Here is a 19,024-nt window from a genome sequence, read left to right as displayed (position 1 = left end):
GGCTTCTCGAACTCAGGATCGATGGATCGATCAGCCGTTGACGGCCATCCGCTTCTCGTCGCGGCCGCTCTTCATGCGCTCGGACAGCAGGAACGCCAGTTCGGGGGCCTGATCGACGTTGAGGCGCGGATCGCAATGTGTGTGGTACACGCCTCCCGATCATCGCTCACCCGTCACGAACCAGGATGAAGTCAGATCGACGCGCGACTTAGCACCAATCATCCAGCCTACGATAGCGACATCGCCAGCGGTGCCGTCAAGCGGCTTCTCCTGATCGCTCCACCGCGCACGATGGGGTTCTTGCGATCACAAAAGACTTCACAAAAATGCCGGTCCCCGAGATCGAGCCGCGATAGTGGTCCTTCAACCAATAGGATTAATCGCCCGGATGGTTGCGATGAAATCTATGGCAATGCCGATTACTGGCGAGCCGTCTACACGCCGGTCCCCGTTACAGCGTTCTCGGAAATGGCAGGTCTTGGCACTGGTTGGGAATGGCTAAAGGCCCCCCCGCAAGCGCAAATAGTCCTGCCGACTTGCCGACCCCTTGCTGCAGCCTGTTGTGAAGATCCGAAACGGTTCGTTCACGTGGAGGAAAACGACGGATGCATAGGCGTCGCGCGCAAATGAAACAGCATTTCCTCCTGCCACACGGCGAGCCTTGAACCATTGGTTGGGATGAGGATCTTCGAAGACATTGCTACGTTGCCTCTTGGTGCAAACGTACAAACAACCGTGGCTCGCGCGTTGACCCTCGTCAAACTCCGCCAGTAACGGTGGCAAACGCAGGGACGAGGTGTTTGGGAAAGTCGACCTCGGCACCTCCCTCGTTCCTGCACCCAAGACCAGCGCAAGCTTTATCGCGTCGATCTTGAACGTCGCCGCTCACTCTGTCGCAAGCTGAGGGGCACTGTTCGTCGGCCGGTGAATGTTGAGCGAATTCAGCCGGAGATGTCCCGGGTAACGTTTGCGCCTCCTGGAAGCCCACTGTGCAACCGACCATCATCGCTGACGAGGGCTCCGCCTATTCATTTGGCAATACCTACACTGCAAGCAAGCTTGCAGTTGACGGTCGAAAGAGGCTGCAGCATCAAGCCAACGGGCCTGCTGGTAAACCGCATGCGGTACTGGCCCACGAGACAATACCAATCCTCTTGTTTGTTCGCGGGGGTTGCATGGGAATATGCCGTCACCATCTCGGATCCGAAGGCTCGGAGGGCGGCACCCACCAAGCATCCCGCTCCGCCACACAATCTTATGGGTCGACAAGCGCACGGTAATTTGCGGGCTACCACCAACAGCAAGGAGGTTCAGGCGGCCCGGGGCCTGTCGCCATGGGGGAGGATGATCCGCGAAATCCGATGTGGTTCGTCATCTGGCCAATCGGCCACGTCTTCTGCAGGGGTAGAGCCCGCTTGATGCAGCTCAACTCTGTCGCGTCCGCCACGCTTGGCAATATAGAGAGCCTTGTCAGCCCGCTCGCGCAATTCCAGCGCATCGAACTCACCGTTCCATCGAGCCGCGCCCACACTGACAGTCACCTTTATCGTGCCTTCACGGGTCGCCACTGCCAGGCCGGCAACTGCCATTCGAACCTGCTCAGCCGTCGCTATCAATCCCTCTTCGGTCTGGTCACGCAGGAAAAGCGCGAACTCCTCTCCTCCCAGGCGGCCGACCCAGCCAGGGGACTGACTGGCGAGGGCTACTCTCTCAGCGACTGCGACGATCACCCGATCGCCCACCTCGTGGCCATATCGATCGTTCACGCTCTTGAAATGATCGATGTCGATCATGAGGAAGGCATCTGCCTGAGACAGCGCCCGAGGAAGAGACGCAAGAAAATGTTGGCGGTTCGCAATACCTGTCAGCCCGTCGGTATTGGCGCGTGTTTCCAGGCGACCCTGCGCCCGTTCCTGCACCAGAACGACGACAAATAACGCGATCGAGAAGTGGCAGATGATGAGCATGAAGAAGGCGTAGCGAGGCTCGATTGGACCGTGTCCCGGAAAAACCATTCCCTGCGCGACGAGTGCGGAAAAAGCCGTTGCAGCCCCGATCGATAAAAGCAGACCGAGCCGAGCAGGGATGCGGTCGACAAGGAACCCTCGCGCAATCGATGTGCCGGAGATGATCAAGAAAGCCGCCGCGTTGGCATTGAACAGGGCTGCGCGAAGGTGGTTATCCATGTACCACTGCCTGGCGCCCACAAGGGCGACGAGGGCCACGGCAGCAATTATCAAATACCAATCCGCCAGCTTCCTGCGCTGGCCGCTCAGTTGGATCATTCCCATCGCCATCGCGCCGTATCCGATGGCCCCAATGGAAAAGCTGCCAAGCGTCCAGACCTCGTATCTCAGCCCGCCCTGCTCTCCGATCCCAGCAAGCGTAGACGCGATGGCAAGAAGCCCGTAGCCAACTGCCAGGAGATCCAGTCCTGGCTCCCGCGAACGCCATTTCACGTAGAAGAAGCACGCCGCACCGACAATGAACGAAGACTTATGAAGAAGCAGGACTGTAGCAAGATCCATCGTCAAACCGAAAACCAACCATGACGGGGGACCCATAACCGCCAAGCGCTACTTTTGAATGAACTTTCATGATGGTGTGTAACGCAACAGCAAATTCTGGGCTCCTACCGATCGCGGTCCGTTTCTCAATACGGGGTGATCGGGATCTCAGGTGGCACCATTCCCTGCGGAAGATCGATAGCAGTGACAAGGCCGGATTTCGGGTCTGGCCGAAGACAGACCGATCCGCCGTAGTGCGCAGAGAGTTCCTTGGCGATGCTGAGGCCCAAGCCGTACTCTGGATCGGTCTCATCGAGCCGAACGCCCGGCTCCAGAGCCTCCCGGCCGCTTTCGTCCCATCCTGAGGACGACGATGGCGGCACTGCTCGGCGGCGTTCCCCTTGCGCTCGGCCATGGTACCGGCTCGGAACTGCGACAGCCTCTCGGCTACGCAATCGCCGGCGGACTGCTGGTCAGCCAGCTGCTGACGCTCTATACGACGCCCGTGATCTATCTTCTCCTGGACACGCTTCGCATCTCGAAACCAGCCCCTCGGGGTAGCCGGACCCCGGTTGACGCAAACGCAGCCCCGAAAACGATCTTCCAAGGAAACGCATGACCGCCACCCTCTATACCTGCGCGATCGCAAGTCTCTCGGCCGCCGGGGTCGTGACGCGACCATTTCGCCTGCCGGAAGCGATCTGGGCGGTTGGAGGGGCTGTCCTTCTATTGGCTGCCGGTCTGCTGACCGAAGAGCAGGTATGGGCCGGCGTCGCCAAGGGGCGAGACGTCTATCTGTTTCTGATCGGCATGATGCTCCTGTCGGAGCTGGCGCGCCGGGAGGGGCTGTTCGACTGGATGGCGGCAATTGCGACCACGCGGGCAAAAGGGTCCCCTCGCCGCTTGTTCCTGCTCGTCTACGGTATCGGGACGGTGGTAACGGTCCTCCTGTCCAATGACGCCACGGCGGTCGTACTCACCCCGGCCGTCTATGCGGCCTGCCGTGCTGCCAAGGTAAAGGACCCAGTGCCCTACCTGCTCGTCTGCGCGTTCATCGCCAACGCTGCGAGCTTTGTGTTGCCGATCTCCAACCCTGCCAACCTGGTGATCTTCGCGGGTGGTGAGATGCCATCTCTTTCGCGATGGATGCAGACGTTTCTGGTCCCCTCCATCGCGGCGATAGTAGCGACGCTTGCCGCGCTTTATTTCACCCAACGCAAGGCGTTGCGTCACGATGAAATCGCCCTCGATGTCGACAAGCCGCACCTCACACTTCCCGCGAAGCTGTCGGGTTGGGGCCTTCTGGTGACCGCGAGTGCTCTTGTGGGATGTTCGGCAATGCATGTCGACTTGGGCATCCCGACATTCGCTGCCGGCGTTGCGACCACGGCGGCAGTCCTTTTGATCACCCGCCAGAATCCGGTCGGAATCATCTCGGGCGTGAGCTGGTCGGTTCTTCCGCTTGTCGCGGGGCTTTTCGTGATCGTCGAGGCGATCAATCAGACCGGAATAACCTCGACCTTCGCGATCTGGCTATCGCATCTGGCCGCGCAATCACAGGGAATGGCAATCGGCGTAGCGGGCCTGGCGGTCGCACTCGGATCAAATCTGGTCAACAATTTGCCAATGGGGCTTTTCGCGGGTAGTGCGGTGCAATCCGCGCATGTTTCCGACGCCGTCGCTGGAGCGGTCTTGATCGGGGTGGATCTTGGCCCCAACCTTTCGGTGACAGGGTCGCTGGCGACCATCCTGTGGCTGACGGCGCTACGTCGCGAAGGCATCGACATGGGTGCTCTTGCGTTTCTGCGACTGGGAGCCGTCGTCATGCTACCCGCCCTCCTTCTGTCGTTGCTGAGCGTTGCTTTCCTATCCTAACAGTGGCGGGCAGAAGGCTGGAGCAAGCCGAAAGGGCGCGGCCTTAACGGATGCTCGCGTAAGCGGTACTGTCACTCAAACGGTGCCTGCGCTCCCACATCGTTCCAATATTTGCCCGGGTGCAGTGACGAGGCGAACAGGTTCACCCACTTAGATTCGATCAGGCAAAGCTGTTGAAGCACCAGGCTCACTCCCCATCGCGCGGAACCATGGGCGGCCGTTTATGATTTCCAGGTTGAGAAGCCCTAGCGACAAGCCGTTTGGCCAAGCCTGTCAGGCCGAGAGGCGGCTTTCCTTCAGCCTCAGCGTTACCACCACGCCACCGTCCACCCAGTCATGGCTGATCGACCCACCCAACTGCCCGGAAATCGTCCGATGTAGTAATTTGCTCCCGTAGCCTTCCGCCGATGCAGGCCGCTCGTTGCGAATGCCACCCTGCTCATTCCAGATGATCTCGACGCAGTCTTCCACCAGAGAGCCGGAGACGTCGAGCAAGCCCGCATCATCCGATAGCGCGCCGTATTTGAGCGAATTGGTCGCCAGCTCATGAATGGCGAGCGCGAGGTTTGTCGCGGCTTTCTCGCCAAGTCCCATTCGAGGCACTGCGACCCTTATGCGCCCCGCGAACGCACCGACGTCATTGTAGGGGGCGAGAAGCACGGTAATCAGGTCACCGAGCAAGGCCGCGCTTCCCTGGCCTTGCGGAAGAGGGCGTACCAGTTCATGGGCGCGCCCGAGAGCAGCCAGCCGCTCAGTCAACTGCTGCACCATCTCCTCCTTGGTCGCAGCAGTACGCGACGTGATGTTCGTCAAACCGGAAGCCAACGCAAGAAGGTTCTTGACGCGATGACTCATCTCTCCCGCAAGAAGCTCGTTGCCTTCCTCGGCCTGCTTGCGTCCCGTAACGTCAAGGAAAATGCCGGTCATCTTCTTCGTTGCGGCGTCGCCCTCATTACCTTCGCCGCGCGCGGAGATCCATCGAACATCCGATGTATCGGTGAGGATGCGAAAGTCGATTTCGAATGGGCCATCGATTGCACGAGTGGCAACAAACGCCGCTCTGACCCGGTCCCGGTCCGCAGGATGGACCTTGGCCGACAGATGCTCGAAGGTAAGGTCCGTCTCGACGGCAATGTCCCAGAGCTCGTAGGCTTTGGCGTCCATCACGAATGTATCGTCGTCGACGATCCAGGTCCAAAGAGCGACCCCTGCGGACTTGATAGCCCGTCTCAGTTCGTCTCCATTCCATTCAGGCTGCGACTGCGCGTGGTTCATTGTCAAATTTCTCCACCGATATCAAATCTGCCCTGATGCAGAACTAGTGGGCTGGACAAACGTTATCAATGGCCTAACTGCGTCCTGCGATGTTCGGATGGAAATGCGATGACCCTTCAGTTTTCACAGTACGAGGATATTTTCGTCGGCGACGGCGAGATGGCGCAACTGATGCGTCAGCACGATTGGGCGAGCACGTCCCTGGGCACGCCCGACGACTGGCCCGAGCCGTTGAAGGTGGCCTTGCGGCTGCTGCTCACGTCGAAGTTCGAAATGTGGCTGGGATGGGGTCCGGACATCGCCTTTTTCTATAATGACGCTTATCGGCCCACACTGGGAAACAAGCATCCCAACGCTCTTGGTGTGCCGACGAAGATCCTGTGGGCGGAAATCTGGGATGACGTAAAAGATCGGCTGGCGACGGTCTACGAGACGGGCCAGGCCACCTGGGACAGGGCCCTTCTTCTTTTGCTCGAGCGTAACGGTTATCCGGAGGAAACTTATCACACCTTCTCCTATAGCCCCCTGATCGGTCGCGGAGGCAAGGTCGAAGGAGTTTTCTGCGCCGTTACAGAGGAAACGGAGCGGGTTATAAGCGAGCGTCGTATTTTGACGATGCGAGCGCTGGCGTCGGGATTGGCCGCGGCTGAAACGGCAAGCGAGGTGATCCACGCGTCACACGCAGCTCTGGCCCAAAACCTCCAAGACCTGCCCTTCAGCGCGTTGTACATGTTTGACGACGACGGCGATGCGCGACGTCAATGGATTACCGGCGCGTCAACCGACCATCCGCTGTTGCCTGCCGCGATTTGCCGGGGACAAGGGACCTGGAACCTCGGAAACGCCTGGGAGCGACAGTCCGTCGATCTTGTCGATCTGTCGGGCTTGCCCGACGTACCCGCTGGACCATGGCCGAAGGCGCCGACACTTGCGGCGATAGTCCCTTTGATCGGACAAGGTGGTGACAAACCGAAAGGCGTCCTGATCAATGCACTCAATCCACACCGCGTAGCCAGCGATGACTATCTGGATTTCCTGAAGTTGATCGGGGGGCAAATCGCCTCGCGGCTTGCAAGCGCCCAGGCCTTCGAAATGGAGCGGCGACGGGCTGCCGCCCTGGCTGACGCGGCAGAATTGCGAGACAAGGCAGCTGTTGCGCTTGAAAAGCTCAATGGGCAGCTCGCTTCGGAGGTCGAACTCCGGACAGCCGAACGGGATCGTATGCGGGCCCTCTTTCAGCAGGCGCCCAGTTTCATGTGTATCTTGAGTGGACCCGAACATGTTTTCGAACTCGTCAACGACGCTTATCTTCAATTGGTTGGCGATCGACGGCTCGTCGGCCTCACCGTTCGCGACGCGCTGCCCGACGTTGCCGAGCAGGGGTTCTTCGAATTGCTGGATGGGGTTTTTCAATCCGGAAAGCCCTACATCGGCCGATACCTGCCGGTCACGCTACGACGCGAAGGGGAAAAGGAGCCAGATCAGCGTTTCATCAATCTGATCTATCAGCCCATTTTCGATCAGCTGGGTAAAGTGACGGGAATATTTGTGGACGGTTTTGATGTTACTCACCAGAAGCGCGCCGAAGATCAGCTGCAAGGGCTCAATCATACGCTCGAACAAAGGGTGGAGCAGCGGACCCACGAACTGCGATCCGCGCTGCTTGAGCTGGAAAAGGAAACCGCCGAACGAGAGAGCGCCCAGCTTGCCTTGAGGCAAGCGCAAAAAATGGAAGCGCTCGGCAAGTTGACCGGTGGCGTCGCCCATGATTTCAACAATCTTCTGCAGGTGGTAAGCGGCAATCTGCAACTCATGTTTAAGGATATCGAAGGCAACGCGCGCGCGGAGCAACGCCTTCACAACGCCTTGGCCGGTGTTGCGCGGGGGGCGAAACTGGCCTCACAGCTCCTGGCTTTCGGACGCCGGCAGCCGCTCGAGCCGAAGGTCGTCAATGTGCGCAAGCTGATCCAGAACATGGACGACATGTTGCGGCGTGCACTGGGTGAGGAAATCGAGCTTGAAACCGTTGTCTCTGGCGGGCTTTGGAACACGTTGATCGATCCCGGCCAGTTGGAGAATGCCATTCTGAACCTGGCTATCAATGCGAGGGATGCAATGGAAGGCCGTGGGCGCCTCACGATCGAGGCCGCTAATTCGGTTCTCGATGATGATTATGCCCGCACGCATGATGACGTGCGCCCAGGTCAGTACGTTCTTGTCGCCGTCACTGATACGGGATCTGGCATACCGCCGGACATTATCGAGCATGTGCTCGAGCCGTTCTTCAGCACCAAGACGGAGGGAAAAGGAAGCGGGCTCGGCCTCTCGATGGTGTATGGCTTTCTGAAACAGTCTGGTGGCCACCTCAAGATATACAGCGAAGTCGGTCATGGTACCACGATGAAGCTCTACATGCCGCGCACCATGCGAGTAGAGGATAGTCTGGCCGATGCAAACGCCATTCCGGTGAAGGGCGGCACGGAAACGGTACTCGTCGTGGAAGATGACGAGGGCGTGCGGGAGACGTCGGTCGCGCTCTTGACTGATCTCGGCTATCGGGTTCTCAAGGCCCATGATGCTCAGTCGGCATTCGCCATTGTCAATGCTGGTGTGCACATCGATTTGCTTTTCACGGATGTCGTAATGCCAGGACCCATGCGCAGCACCGAACTTGCAAGGAGAGCCAAGGCACTTTTTCCCAGCATGGCCATCTTGTACACGTCGGGATACACCGAGAACTCGATCGTTCACGGTGGTCGACTGGACGCAGGCGTCGAGCTGCTCTCGAAGCCGTATACGCGTGAAGCACTTGCTCGTAAGGTTCGTCACGTCCTGAGCAATGCTCGGCAACAACAAATCGCGGTGGAGCGGCAGGAGCACCAGAAGCCGGTGGCCATTGTGACGCACCAGGCTCCCCAGGCTGCCGCGACAAGCGTTCTTGTCGTGGAGGATGAGCCGCTCATATTGATGTCGACCGCCGATATGCTTATCGAACTCGGCCATACGGTTCACGAAGCTGCCTCAGCCGAAGGCGCACTCACCGTTATGGAAACCGAACGAGTGGACATCCTTCTGACGGATGTTGGGTTGCCCGGAATGTCCGGTATTGATCTCGCCCAACAGGTCCGGGAGCTCTGGCCGACTGTCAGGATCGTGTTTGCCAGCGGTGACGAGCGCGCGAAAATGGCCTCAGGCATCACCGACGCACTACAGCTGTCAAAGCCGTTCACGCTAGATGGGCTGCGCGCCGCGCTCGCCGAAGCGAGTACCAGCGCCTGATGTGGCTGACGGGGCAATTCAAGACCAGAAGCGGCGCGAAGACGACGAGCTCCCTCGCGCCAATTGAGAGGTGATGACAATTGTGGCTGGCGAAGCGACCGTCTTCACCCGATATTGCCTGAGATGAACCATCGCTATTGCCAAAATTGAGAGTACACTCATTGCGATCGGCCCCAGTGCTAATGGCGGAGGTCGCTTGGGAGTTACTCGTTGCTCTTGCCGTTCAAAGAGGAGCACCCAAGATGTTCCATACCCCTATTTCCTTATTGGAAGACATTGAACTCGTGATTGGTGCGGTCACCCAGTGGTGCGCGGAAAACGGCTCCGATATCGATAGCGCCGAAGGACGTCGCGCCGTCAAAGCGGCCGTCGATATAGTGCAGACTTACAAAGATAAGGCTGCTGTCCTTCGCGAGTTGGAGATCAAACTGGCGTTCTAGGGCTAAGCTAAAGCAACCGCGGGATTGGCTGCGTAGTCATCAGTCGTGCCGTCGCATTCTAGCGACTTGATCAAGCGGGACCGGGCACCGTTTCGTAAAAATCCCTATCGGAAGCTGCACGACGGAATTCCAACCTGGGCTGCCTGAGAGCACGCAGCCGCCTTAGCCCAAATCGTGGGCCCTCTTTGGATGACGAGCACGCTTGTACGTCCCATTGGGAATTGACGGAATACATACATCTCCCCGGGGGTCGAGAAAGAGATCTACGCCTGATCTGCGATGCCTAATTCATCGCTACCGGAACAAAGACCCCGCGCGTCATTGACGGAACGCAACACCGTATTTCCGTCTTCGTGGTTAAGGAGCTCGCCCTCCGCTGGCCTTCCCGGGCTGAGCAGCCAGGTCGAGCCGGCCTTCATCAACATGGCGAGACTTCGGGCATGTTCGCCGCCTCCGCAACCCTCTTTCTCAACTCCTGCGGCGCTAGCGAAATGCAGATATCCAAGACGAACAGGCGCGGTTATAACAGCGTAAGTATTTCCGCTCGCGCGACGAGGCTTGTGATCGCCGCGGGCCTCTATCGTCTCACTTGTGCTTCAGCAACCACAACTTGCCAGCCATGGTAATCTCATGTGGGGAAAGGTCCAATCCCACCTCCGGCTCGACAGCCTTCAAAAAGCCGCCTTCCCTCAGCTCACCAAGGGTATCCGTTGTAGCGAACTTGACCTTGATCGGCCGCTCCTTGAAACGATCGGTCCTCGCGTAGGTAATCGTTGCGTTGAGAAGCGTCCATCTCTTCCCACCCTGGGGATGCAGATCTCCCTCCTTGGTAAGTTTTAGCCCTCTGATCTGGGCAGGTGTCAATGTAGTCATCAATGCCGCGGTGTTCGGCTCTTTCTGTTGGTCGGAGTCATCGTGGATCCTGACTGTCAATCAATTGTCTCGGGTGGGGAGGCGTAAACCCATGCCTGGTGGACTGGAGTCATCCTAGCCTCCTTGAAGGAGACTAGCTTTCCCATCTCCTCATCCCACAGGGCGAGCCGGACGCACCTCAGGCTTTGCCAAAGCGTGATGCGTCCGATGCACGCGAGGTCTGGATGATCGCGAAGAACCTCAGGAAGCCGGTAGTAAGGGATTCGGCTTGAAAGATGATGGACATGGTGCACGCCGATGTTACCCGTCAGCCATCGCAGCACCACGGGAAGATCATAGTGCGATGCCCCATGGAGTGTGTCTTCGAACTGGTGCTGAACGTAGAACAACCAGACGCCGGCCGCTGCGGCCAACAAGACGACGGGTATATGCACAAGCAGGAATGGAGCGAGCCCGACCAACCAGATCATCAACGCAGCAGCTGACGCTATCCCCAGATTGGTGCCCATAGTGGACATCCAGGGCAAGGCCTCGGCTCCCATCATACCGAATGGAAGACGCTGCTTGAACAAGAACAGCCAGGCAGGCCCAATACCAAACATGACGAGCGGATGCCGGTAAAGCCGATAGCTGAGCCGACCACCCCAAGAGCGCGAGTTGAATTCCGCGACCGTTATCGTGGTGATGTCGCCGGTCCCGCGTTCGTCAAGATTGCCGGCTGACGCATGATGGGCAGCATGTAAGCGCCGCCAATAGTCGTAGGGTGTCAGCGTAAGCACGCCAAGAACGCGTCCAATCCATGTGTCGAGACGTCTTTGCGCGAAGAAAGATCCATGGCCGCAATCATGCTGTATCATAAAAAGTCGAAGCAGAAACGCCGACGCTGGCAGAACCAGGAAATAACCGGACCAGAGCCCATTTATCACGCAGGCATAGGCAGCAACCCAAAGGGCGACGAACGGCACAGCCGTTACGGCAAGCTCGAAGATGCTTCGCCCAAACCTTGGCTGCCGGTATTTTGCGAGTATCCTGAGCCACTCGCCCGGTTTGTCTTTGTCCGATGCCGGCTGTTGTGGGGCTTGGTCTTTGATCGAAAGCATGGGGTCCTTTTTCGGGTGTGGCCTCGCGAAGGCTGGCCTGTTTTGTTTCGACGAGCGGTTGTGCCGCTCCTTGGGTAGCAAAGGGACGGCGCCGCCCGGCATCGGTACCGGTTATCGCGACCTCAGACCTTAGCGGCCACACTTGCTCGTGGAGATCCCTTCAAGCGGCCCGAATGTGGCCGCAGGACATTTTTGCCCGACTTGTCGCCTCGCTGCAGAGCTTCTTGCCGCCAAGTTGAGGTCATGACCGCCCGTTCGACCGCCGACCCGTCAACCGGGTGAGCGCGGCATCGCCGGGCCGGATGAAGCGAGTGCATTTCGGAGCATTGAACAGTGCCCATGATCATTACTTTCCCATCCAACCGTCTCTCACCGGGCCACGGCGCAATGCACGCGGCTTTCGAATTTTGAAGGGAGAGTTGATCAAGAGGCGCCAAGCGCAGCCAGACAAATATCGTCGACAAGCATCGATGACTGATTTCCATACATAAGGCACCAACCCGCGTCTACTTTTGTTATCGACGCGCGGATTTTCAATCAGACAGAGCAGTCGCGAATGATGCATCATTCACAAAAAAGTCCAGTCATCAGAAATAAAATCCAAGTCACGATGCCTTGGCCTGAGGAAGGCCGAGAGCAGCTTGCCGCTCACAACCGCCATAGTGGCTCTTTCGTCGCCCGAAACTTGCGGCTGCTGCGAACTTGATACTTGGCCATATCGCCTTCCGGGGTCAGGCTGAGATGTCTGCAGCTAGGCTGGTGTTGGTGACGCAGGCCAGCCTTGGCTGACACCCAGAAGCGAAACCAGCAAACTCGAAGACCCCGCAATTGTCATAGATGTGGTCGCTCGCGGCGCCGACCCATCGGACGGGCCGCACGATGTGATGCGCTTGCCGATAATCCCGATACCAAGCTTGCGCAAAAGCCCGGGCAAGTCTCTCTTGCTGTCGCGAACCGAACGAGTGGAAATATTCTCACGATAGCCGAAGCTGCTGACACGGCTCAGGTTGCGGGATGTTATCTCGGAATTGGTTTCGGAAGACATCACGTCCTCCTTTCATTGGGGCCAGGGTAAACCCCTGAGCAGCAGCGCCCTTAAAATGGCTACCGAAGCATCCAGCATGCGCTCTTGTTGCGGCAAAGGCAATGCCACTCATCTCGCGCATGCACACCAGGAATGCCTAGGTTTTCACAGAGGCTTTGAAAATTAACGTCCTTCAACGGCTTGATTAAGTCAGCATCCTGATTAAGTATGTGTCATCGGATTTTGCTTTTTGAGCTTTGCTTTGCGCAGCAGCGCAGCTGGCGAACCTTTTCTTTCAGACATCGATCATTGACTGCCGACGACGTGCGTCGGGCAGCGACCAGTCGTGCGATTGAAAGGGATAGTCGTCATGAACACCGGTATCATCAAATTTTTCAACAGTGCCAAGGGCTTCGGGTTCATTCAGCCTAGCGACGGCTCGAAGGACGTCTTCGTCCACATCTCCGCCGTTGAGCGCTCTGGAATGAGCTTCATCTCGGAAGGCCAGAAGGTAAGCTTTGACATCGTCGAAGACCGCCGCTCCGGGAAGAGCGCCGCCGAGAACCTCCAGGTGGCATGATCGTTTTCAGCTCACTGGTCACGGCCGAGCTGGCATAAGCCTGATGTTTCCATGTCGGGACTGGTTCCCGACCTTCTTTCATTTCCCAAGGAAAAATATCCATGAAAAAGACAAGCGCCGAGCAACAGATTCAGCGGGCGGTACGTCAGGTGAAGAACACCAGCGGCGGCGGCCATCTCGGGGGCACCAACTTCGGGCAGGCTTATGATGCAAAGACGTCTTCTGCCAAAGGCAAGAATGATAGCAGTCGCCGGAACTCTCGAAAAAGCTGACCGGGGTATCTGAACCAAAAGGAGTGCGACATGGAACTTTCCGAGTTCGCCAATAGCAGCAGCGGCGACCGGTGGTTCCTAGACCGCGGCGTGGGAGGGTGGGATTTTGTATTACACCGTGCTAACGACGCCGCCGGCGCAGGCGAGACACGCTATGGGATCGAGCGATTTCTATCGCTTGATCCCCAGGGTCCAGAGCACGCCGCACTGCGGATGCTGATCGCGGACAAGCAACCGTGAGATAAATCATGATCGCAACCAAACAAAACTTCTTCAAACCCGAGAAACTCTCCTCGGACGCAAAGGCCGCGCAAACGAAGGCCAGCGTTCGCAGCATCCTCGAGGCTGAAACGGCGGCGCGTGACAAGAAAACACAGAGCTTGAGGACACCCAGGTTGGCTCGGACGGGCGCGGAACTCTCGCACGTATCCGGCAAAATCGAGCCTCATCGAGATTAAGACTGAAAGCCCGCGGTTTCCTAGGCGGTTGCTTTCGGATTGCCCGCTTAAGTAGCTAACCGCTGCTCCAGATTGGGCACCTTGCGAAGCCGACCAAGATGCGTCGCGAAGACATCTTTCAACAGACGCGAACCTCTCGGCTGGGCGTTCGATGCCTGGCAATTCGCGAAGCGACACTGATTGGACGATTGGTCGCGTCATTCATTCCGGTCCAAGTATTCGACAAGCCGTTGGGTGGTCCAGAAACCTGCTGCAGCGGCGACCGCAGAAAGCAATGCCCCCCAACTCAGGTCCGCGATCGTGAGGAAGGTCGACCAGTTGTTGAGCGTCGACTGATTGGTCAGATCGTATGTGGCATAGGATGTAACGCCGACCACGGCGCCATGAAGCGCAGCGGTTCGTAGCGAACCAGACATGAGGCCTGCCCTTACGGCAAGGAAACTCAACCCGGCAGCATAGAGAAGATAAAAGGCAATAGCGGGAGCCACACGGAAGTCCGGGGCCAACAAGTCTCCGAGGATCGGACGGTAGAGCCGGTCCGCCATGGTACTCAGCCAGACAAAGTCGATCGCGACGAAAGCGACAAGTGTGGCAAGATAGGCGATTGAATATTGCTTCATCGTCATTCTCTTCAAGATCGGCCGCATCAGTTCATCCGCGTCCAGTCGATAGCCTTGCAAAGGATGCCAGCAACGATGCAGCCTCGCGTGGTCATCTTGTCGCCGGTAACTGTCACGGTGAGGTTATAAGTCAGCTCGCGCTGAGGATCGTAGGCCCTACCGGAATAGACCCCATCGGCACCCGACTTGATCGTCATGACGAGCTTGTCACCCTTCTTTTCCTTGGGCGTTCCGGGCTTGATCCAGGTGTTGACGGCACAAATGTCGGAACCACAGGGAGCGATGATGACCGTGGCGTTTCCATCTCCCCTCGCCCACTGACCATCGATCTCAGCAGCAAGCGCGATACCGGCGTGGCCCCAAGCGAAAACGGCGGCTGTCAGGATGCATGATTTCATGTGCTTTCTCCATTGTCCGTGCGGTTCGATGGTGTAAAGCCCGACATTGATCCTAACCCATTTGATGCCGAACTCGTGGTGGGCGGTGGTGCCGGAAGTGGTTGGAGCGCTCTTCGAAACCTGCGCAGCGATCGCCACCTGTCGCGCGTTCAACCGCGGCTCCTTTCGGAGTACGGGTACAAGAGTGCCACTCATTGCTTTCGATCCTGCGCACCCGCAATCGGCAGGACGACGGAACTCCGCCGTTTTCCGCTCGCTGCCACGTCGATTGACGCCTGAGGGAAAGATCAATCTGGTATCGCCGCGAAAACATCGATATGGGCTCCTCTGACAGCCGCGGAGGCGAGCGCAGGCAAACGGCTTTTACCCCAATCTCGTGCCGTGCCGGTGGGACGTCCCTCATGCCAGCTCCTCCATGACCGAAAGATCGACAGGCGCAATCATCGGCTTGCGGACAATACGGGAACTTTCATTCGCGACCTGCCAGGGCCGCCTCGTGCCGCCGAGATCCTCGGCAACCGCTAGCCCGGCCTGAATCCCGTCCTCGTGGAAGCCCGCGCCGAAATGCGCTCCGCAGAACCAGGTGTTGCGCACGCCCTGGAGCGACCAGATTTCCTGTTGCGCGCGTTCCGTGGTGAGATCGAAGATCGGATGTTCGTACACGTCACGGCGAATGACGGTCTCTTCACGGGGACCGCGACGCGGATTGAGTGTGACAAAGGTCGGGGGGGCGGCCCCGAGCGGCTGCAGTTTGTTCATCCAGTAGGTGATCGAAGGCTGGGTCGAGCCCTCCCTCGTCTCCGCGAGGTAGTTCCAGCAAGACCAGGCGGCACGGCGCTTCGGCATGAGTGCCGTATCGCCGTGCAGCACTGCCTCGTTGTGCGAATACCGGAAAGCACTAAGGATCCGTCGTTCATCCGCGCTCGCGTCGCAAAGCATGCTGAGCGCCTGATCGGCATGGGTTGCTATCACGACCTCGTCGAAAGCAGAGTGGCCGCCACGCATGTCGCGGATTTCCACACGACCGGGCAGACGATGGATGGATTTGACCGGCGTGGAGGTAAGGATTCTGTCGACAAAGCGAGCGGTCATGCGCGCAACATACTCGCGGCTTCCCCCCTTTACGGTGCGCCAGACCGGTCGATCCCAGAGTTCGAGCAACCCATGGTTGGCGCAGAACCTGACGAAGGCCGACGCCGGATAAGAACCGACTTGCATGGCCGGCGTGGACCAGATCGCTGCCGCCATCGGATACAGGTGATCGTTGCGGAAGGCCCTGCCGTAGGCGTTGCGGTCGAGGTAATCGTCAAGCGAAATCCCGCCCATGATCGCAAGATCACGCCGCGCGCCGCGATAAAAGCGAAGGAGATCACGCATCATCGACCAAAAGCGCGGATTAAGGAGATTGGACTTCTGGGCCAACAACCCCAGTCCGGTCCCCCCCGAATATTCAAAGGCTCCGTCGTTGAGCGATACGGCGAATGACATATTGGAAGCCACTGTCGACACGCCTAGCGCTTCAAACAGGGCCGTCAGGTTCGGATATGTAACCTCGTTATAGACAATGAAGCCCGTATCGACCGCAACAGGTCCATCGAGGCTCTCGAATTCGACGGTATTGCTATGTCCGCCCATGCGGTCCGCTGCTTCGTATACGGTCACGTCGTGTCGCTGCGACAGCAGCCATGCAGCCGAGAGCCCCGATATTCCGCTTCCGACGATTGCAATGTTCATGCGCTTCGCGCCCGCGGTCCGCTTGTAGAACGTCATCAATTCCCTTGACCCATCATCTGCATGACTTTGTTCGTCTTCTACCGAGGCGTTACGAGAAGTTGTCCCGGATGGTTTTGTGCGCGGCGAATTTTTTTGGATTTTTTTCAGTTCAGCCAGAACCGACGCGTCGACAGCGCCGTAGACGCCAGTCAGGTATGGTTTGAAAATCGAGGGACATCTTGGACTTGACTCTGATAGTGGTTATTGCCGTCTGGGTATCGATCGCAATGTCGATCGCCTGGGCGGTCCAGCGTGCCACTGGCATGAGCGGCTGGATCGATACGATCTGGTGTTTTGCAATTGGCGGCGGCGGCTGGATCGCGGCGCTCTATTCCGATGGCGATATCGCAAGGCGCATCGCTGCCTTTGCTATGATCTCAGCCTGGGCGCTTCGCCTTGGTGGCCATATCGGTTCACGCACGAGAGCTTTCGGCGAAGACCCCAGATACGCAAAGTTGATCGAGGATTGGGGCGACAGGGCCGCCTGGCGACTGTTTCTGTTCCTTCAGATTCAGGCGTTCACCGCCCTCGTACTGCTTCTGTCAGTCTATTTTGCCGCCACGAAGGCAACACACTTTCCCGACCTATTCGATAGCATCGCCATGTTGACGGCGACGATCGGTCTCGTCGGGGAGGCCGTCTCCGACGCGCAACTGGCGCGCTTCCGGAAAACCTCACAGGCGAAGACGGAGATCTGCGAGATTGGACTGTGGCGCTATTCCCGCCATCCAAACTATTTCTTCGAATGGCTGTTCTGGTGCTCCTGGCCGCTGCTTGCCCTTACTCCATTGCCCTGGAGTTGGCTTTCGATGCTTGCACCACTCCTGATGTACTGGCTGCTCGTGCATGTCTCCGGCATTCCACTGCTTGAGGAGCACATGCTGCGTTCGCGCGGCGAAAAGTTTCGCGCGCTTCAGGCGCGTGTAAACGCGTTCTTTCCAGGTCCCCGAAAATCCGATCCCGCCCATCAAGGAAAACAATCATGAACATGTTGGCCTTCGCGATCAACACGGTCGAGCGCGCGCCTCTTCTAGACGGCATGACGCTCGCCGGCATCGACTTTCTCTGCGGCCGAACGAAGCGCAGGCTGGCTGCGAGTTCGGCTGCCGAGGAAGACGAATTCGTCAAGACCATGGAGCACTTTCCTGTCGCGATCCATACGGATGCGGCAAACCGTCAGCACTATGAGGTACCTTCGGAATTCTTCGGACTGGCACTGGGACCGCAGCGCAAATACTCCTGCTGCCTCTATCCGGCTGCCGAATCCAGTCTTGCGGAGGCCGAAAATTACGCGCTGGCGCAAACTGTAATGCACGCAAGGATCCAGGATGGCATGAGCATTCTCGAACTGGGGTGTGGATGGGGATCGCTGTCCCTTTATCTGGCGCGCTGCTTCCCCAACTCGCCGATCGTCGCGGTTTCCAACTCCTCATCTCAACGGGCCTATATCCTCGATCTTGCGAAAAAGGAGGGCTTGACCAACCTCGCGGTCATCACCGCCGACATGAACAACTTCACGGCGGCAGGGCGCTATGACCGCGTGGTTTCCGTCGAAATGTTTGAACACATGTCCAACTGGCGCGCGCTTCTGGAGCGTGTGCGCGGCTGGTTGAAACCCGATGGCAGGCTCTTTCTGCACGTCTTCACCCACAAGAACCGCTCCTACCGTTTCGACCACGACGATCCCTCCGACTGGATCGCGCGTCATTTCTTCACTGGCGGAATAATGCCGGCGCACGACCTGCCGCATCGCTTCACGGACCTCTTTCACGTCGAGAACAAATGGCGGTGGTCCGGAGTGCATTATCGCCGCACCGCGCTCGACTGGCTTGCGAACTTCGACCGGGAGATGTCCTCCATCCAGCCGATCCTACGGGAGGTCTACCGCAAGGAGGCATCTTTATGGTTGCGCCGCTGGCGGTTATTCTTCCTCTCGACCGCCGGCCTTTTTGGTCACGACAATGGCGATACATGGGGCGTCGGCCATTACCTGATGGTGCCAACACCATGACCGGGGCGCGCGGTGTGCTCGATCCCCTGACCCAGGCAACTGTCACTATTGCGTGGCTGATCGTTCTGAACAAACCCCTCTATCCGCTCTATGTCTGGTACCTGGTGGGCACCGGGGTAATGGCGTCGCTCGGCTCTGTCATCGCCGCACCGCTCTTCCTGGCGGTCCCCCTTATTGCGCGATACTCCAGTCTTGCTGCTCGCGTGGCACTTCCGCTCATCGGCACCGTCGACACCTTGTTCGAAACGAAACTCTTTGGGACGGCCTCCGGTACGGAACTGTTCCTTGCGGCCTGCATCTTGCTCGTTGCGCTTTCGTTTCGGACCAGCGAAATCTGGTATCAACGCGCCGCAGCCGCATTTGTCTTTCTGGCGTTCGTATTGTCGAGAAAGTGGATAGGCGTGCCGCTTCACGACTGGAGCAGCGACGAGCTATCGGTCCTGCTGAACCTGAACGCCGTTGCGGTCGCAAGCCTGACGACCTTTATAACCCTTCGCTATGGCGGGATCGTCCGTTGAACCGGAGCTTGCACGGGAGAT

At 58.2% G+C, this 19,024-nt stretch carries 18 protein-coding genes and 1 pseudogene; 10 read left to right on the top strand and 9 right to left on the bottom strand.

Going from position 1 to position 19,024, the window contains the following annotated elements; all coding sequences use genetic code 11:
• Positions 1-1,310: 1,310 nt before the first annotated feature.
• Positions 1,311-2,528, bottom strand: a complete 1,218-nt coding sequence (locus A6U87_RS06765) for a GGDEF domain-containing protein (protein ID WP_244499437.1) — start codon at positions 2,526-2,528, stop codon at positions 1,311-1,313.
• Positions 2,529-2,653: 125 nt separating this feature from the next.
• Positions 2,654-2,890, bottom strand: coding sequence for a HAMP domain-containing histidine kinase (locus A6U87_RS29590; RefSeq protein ID WP_141683921.1), 237 nt, complete (start codon positions 2,888-2,890; stop codon positions 2,654-2,656).
• On the opposite strand from A6U87_RS29590, the pseudogene A6U87_RS06755 reads away from it, so the two are divergent.
• Positions 2,854-3,126: pseudogene (locus tag A6U87_RS06755) on the top strand (efflux RND transporter permease subunit); the annotation flags it as partial. The gene A6U87_RS29590 and the pseudogene A6U87_RS06755 sit on opposite strands and share 37 nt — an antisense overlap.
• Positions 3,123-4,382 (top strand): arsenic transporter, encoded by a 1,260-nt coding sequence (locus A6U87_RS06750; RefSeq protein WP_065690459.1) that lies wholly within the window; start codon positions 3,123-3,125, stop codon positions 4,380-4,382. The pseudogene A6U87_RS06755 and the gene A6U87_RS06750, both read left to right, overlap by 4 nt.
• 273 nt (positions 4,383-4,655) lie before the next feature.
• Here A6U87_RS06750 and A6U87_RS06745 read toward each other — a convergent pair whose 3' ends face one another.
• On the bottom strand, positions 4,656-5,657 hold the full coding sequence (locus tag A6U87_RS06745; RefSeq protein WP_141683920.1) for a sensor histidine kinase: 1,002 nt from the start codon (positions 5,655-5,657) through the stop codon (positions 4,656-4,658).
• 159 nt (positions 5,658-5,816) lie between these two features.
• On the opposite strand from A6U87_RS06745, the gene A6U87_RS06740 reads away from it, so the two are divergent.
• Together A6U87_RS06740 and A6U87_RS06735 are read left to right on the top strand one after the other, a co-directional pair.
• Positions 5,817-8,936, top strand: a complete 3,120-nt coding sequence (locus A6U87_RS06740; RefSeq protein ID WP_065690497.1) for a response regulator — start codon at positions 5,817-5,819, stop codon at positions 8,934-8,936.
• A gap of 242 nt (positions 8,937-9,178) precedes the next feature.
• Positions 9,179-9,376, top strand: a complete 198-nt coding sequence (locus A6U87_RS06735; RefSeq protein ID WP_065690496.1) for a hypothetical protein — start codon at positions 9,179-9,181, stop codon at positions 9,374-9,376.
• Between the two features lie 585 nt (positions 9,377-9,961).
• Here A6U87_RS06735 and A6U87_RS06730 read toward each other — a convergent pair.
• The 3 genes from A6U87_RS06730 to A6U87_RS29585 form a co-directional block, all read right to left on the bottom strand.
• Positions 9,962-10,249, bottom strand: coding sequence for a hypothetical protein (locus tag A6U87_RS06730; RefSeq protein WP_065690495.1), 288 nt, complete (start codon positions 10,247-10,249; stop codon positions 9,962-9,964).
• A 56-nt stretch (positions 10,250-10,305) separates the two neighbouring features.
• A complete protein-coding gene (locus A6U87_RS06725) occupies positions 10,306-11,349 on the bottom strand; it encodes a fatty acid desaturase (protein WP_065690457.1) in 1,044 nt (347 codons plus the stop codon).
• Positions 11,350-12,100: 751 nt separating this feature from the next.
• Entirely contained in the window at positions 12,101-12,394 is a 294-nt protein-coding gene (locus A6U87_RS29585) for a hypothetical protein (RefSeq protein ID WP_141683919.1), read from the bottom strand.
• Between the two features lie 349 nt (positions 12,395-12,743).
• Between A6U87_RS29585 and A6U87_RS06720 the strand changes: the two genes are divergently transcribed.
• The 3 genes from A6U87_RS06720 (at position 12,744) to A6U87_RS06715 (ending at position 13,465) form a co-directional block, all read left to right on the top strand.
• Positions 12,744-12,953 (top strand): cold-shock protein, encoded by a 210-nt coding sequence (locus A6U87_RS06720; RefSeq protein WP_065690456.1) that lies wholly within the window; start codon positions 12,744-12,746, stop codon positions 12,951-12,953.
• A 101-nt stretch (positions 12,954-13,054) separates the two neighbouring features.
• A complete protein-coding gene (locus tag A6U87_RS30085) occupies positions 13,055-13,225 on the top strand; it encodes a hypothetical protein (protein ID WP_198928677.1) in 171 nt (56 codons plus the stop codon).
• A gap of 30 nt (positions 13,226-13,255) precedes the next feature.
• Positions 13,256-13,465 carry a hypothetical protein gene (locus A6U87_RS06715; RefSeq protein ID WP_065690455.1) on the top strand — a complete coding sequence of 70 codons (210 nt, stop codon included), beginning with the start codon at positions 13,256-13,258 and terminating at the stop codon, positions 13,463-13,465.
• A 415-nt stretch (positions 13,466-13,880) separates the two neighbouring features.
• Here A6U87_RS06715 and A6U87_RS06705 read toward each other — a convergent pair whose 3' ends face one another.
• From A6U87_RS06705 to A6U87_RS06695, 3 genes are all read right to left on the bottom strand, one after another.
• Positions 13,881-14,303: a DUF2177 family protein gene (locus tag A6U87_RS06705; RefSeq protein WP_065690494.1), complete on the bottom strand. Its 423-nt coding sequence runs from the start codon at positions 14,301-14,303 to the stop codon at positions 13,881-13,883.
• A 26-nt stretch (positions 14,304-14,329) separates the two neighbouring features.
• Positions 14,330-14,701 (bottom strand): DUF2147 domain-containing protein, encoded by a 372-nt coding sequence (locus tag A6U87_RS06700; protein WP_065690493.1) that lies wholly within the window; start codon positions 14,699-14,701, stop codon positions 14,330-14,332.
• A 399-nt stretch (positions 14,702-15,100) separates the two neighbouring features.
• Positions 15,101-16,471: an NAD(P)/FAD-dependent oxidoreductase gene (locus A6U87_RS06695; protein WP_065690453.1), complete on the bottom strand. Its 1,371-nt coding sequence runs from the start codon at positions 16,469-16,471 to the stop codon at positions 15,101-15,103.
• Positions 16,472-16,701: 230 nt separating this feature from the next.
• Here A6U87_RS06695 and A6U87_RS06690 point away from each other — a divergent pair, with 230 nt between their 5' ends.
• The 3 genes from A6U87_RS06690 to A6U87_RS06680 are packed head-to-tail and all read left to right on the top strand — an operon-like array spanning position 16,702 to position 19,003.
• Positions 16,702-17,460, top strand: a complete 759-nt coding sequence (locus A6U87_RS06690) for a DUF1295 domain-containing protein (RefSeq protein ID WP_065690492.1) — start codon at positions 16,702-16,704, stop codon at positions 17,458-17,460.
• Positions 17,457-18,485, top strand: coding sequence for a cyclopropane-fatty-acyl-phospholipid synthase family protein (locus A6U87_RS06685; protein ID WP_065690452.1), 1,029 nt, complete (start codon positions 17,457-17,459; stop codon positions 18,483-18,485). Before A6U87_RS06690 ends, A6U87_RS06685 begins: the two co-directional genes overlap by 4 nt.
• Entirely contained in the window at positions 18,482-19,003 is a 522-nt protein-coding gene (locus A6U87_RS06680; RefSeq protein ID WP_065690451.1) for a hypothetical protein, read from the top strand. Before A6U87_RS06685 ends, A6U87_RS06680 begins: the two co-directional genes overlap by 4 nt.
• The last annotated feature ends 21 nt before the right edge of the window (positions 19,004-19,024 follow it).

The organism is Rhizobium sp. AC44/96, from assembly GCF_001692185.1.
Taxonomy (GTDB): Bacteria; Pseudomonadota; Alphaproteobacteria; order Rhizobiales; family Rhizobiaceae; genus Rhizobium.
This window is presented reverse-complemented; position numbering and strand designations above follow the sequence as displayed.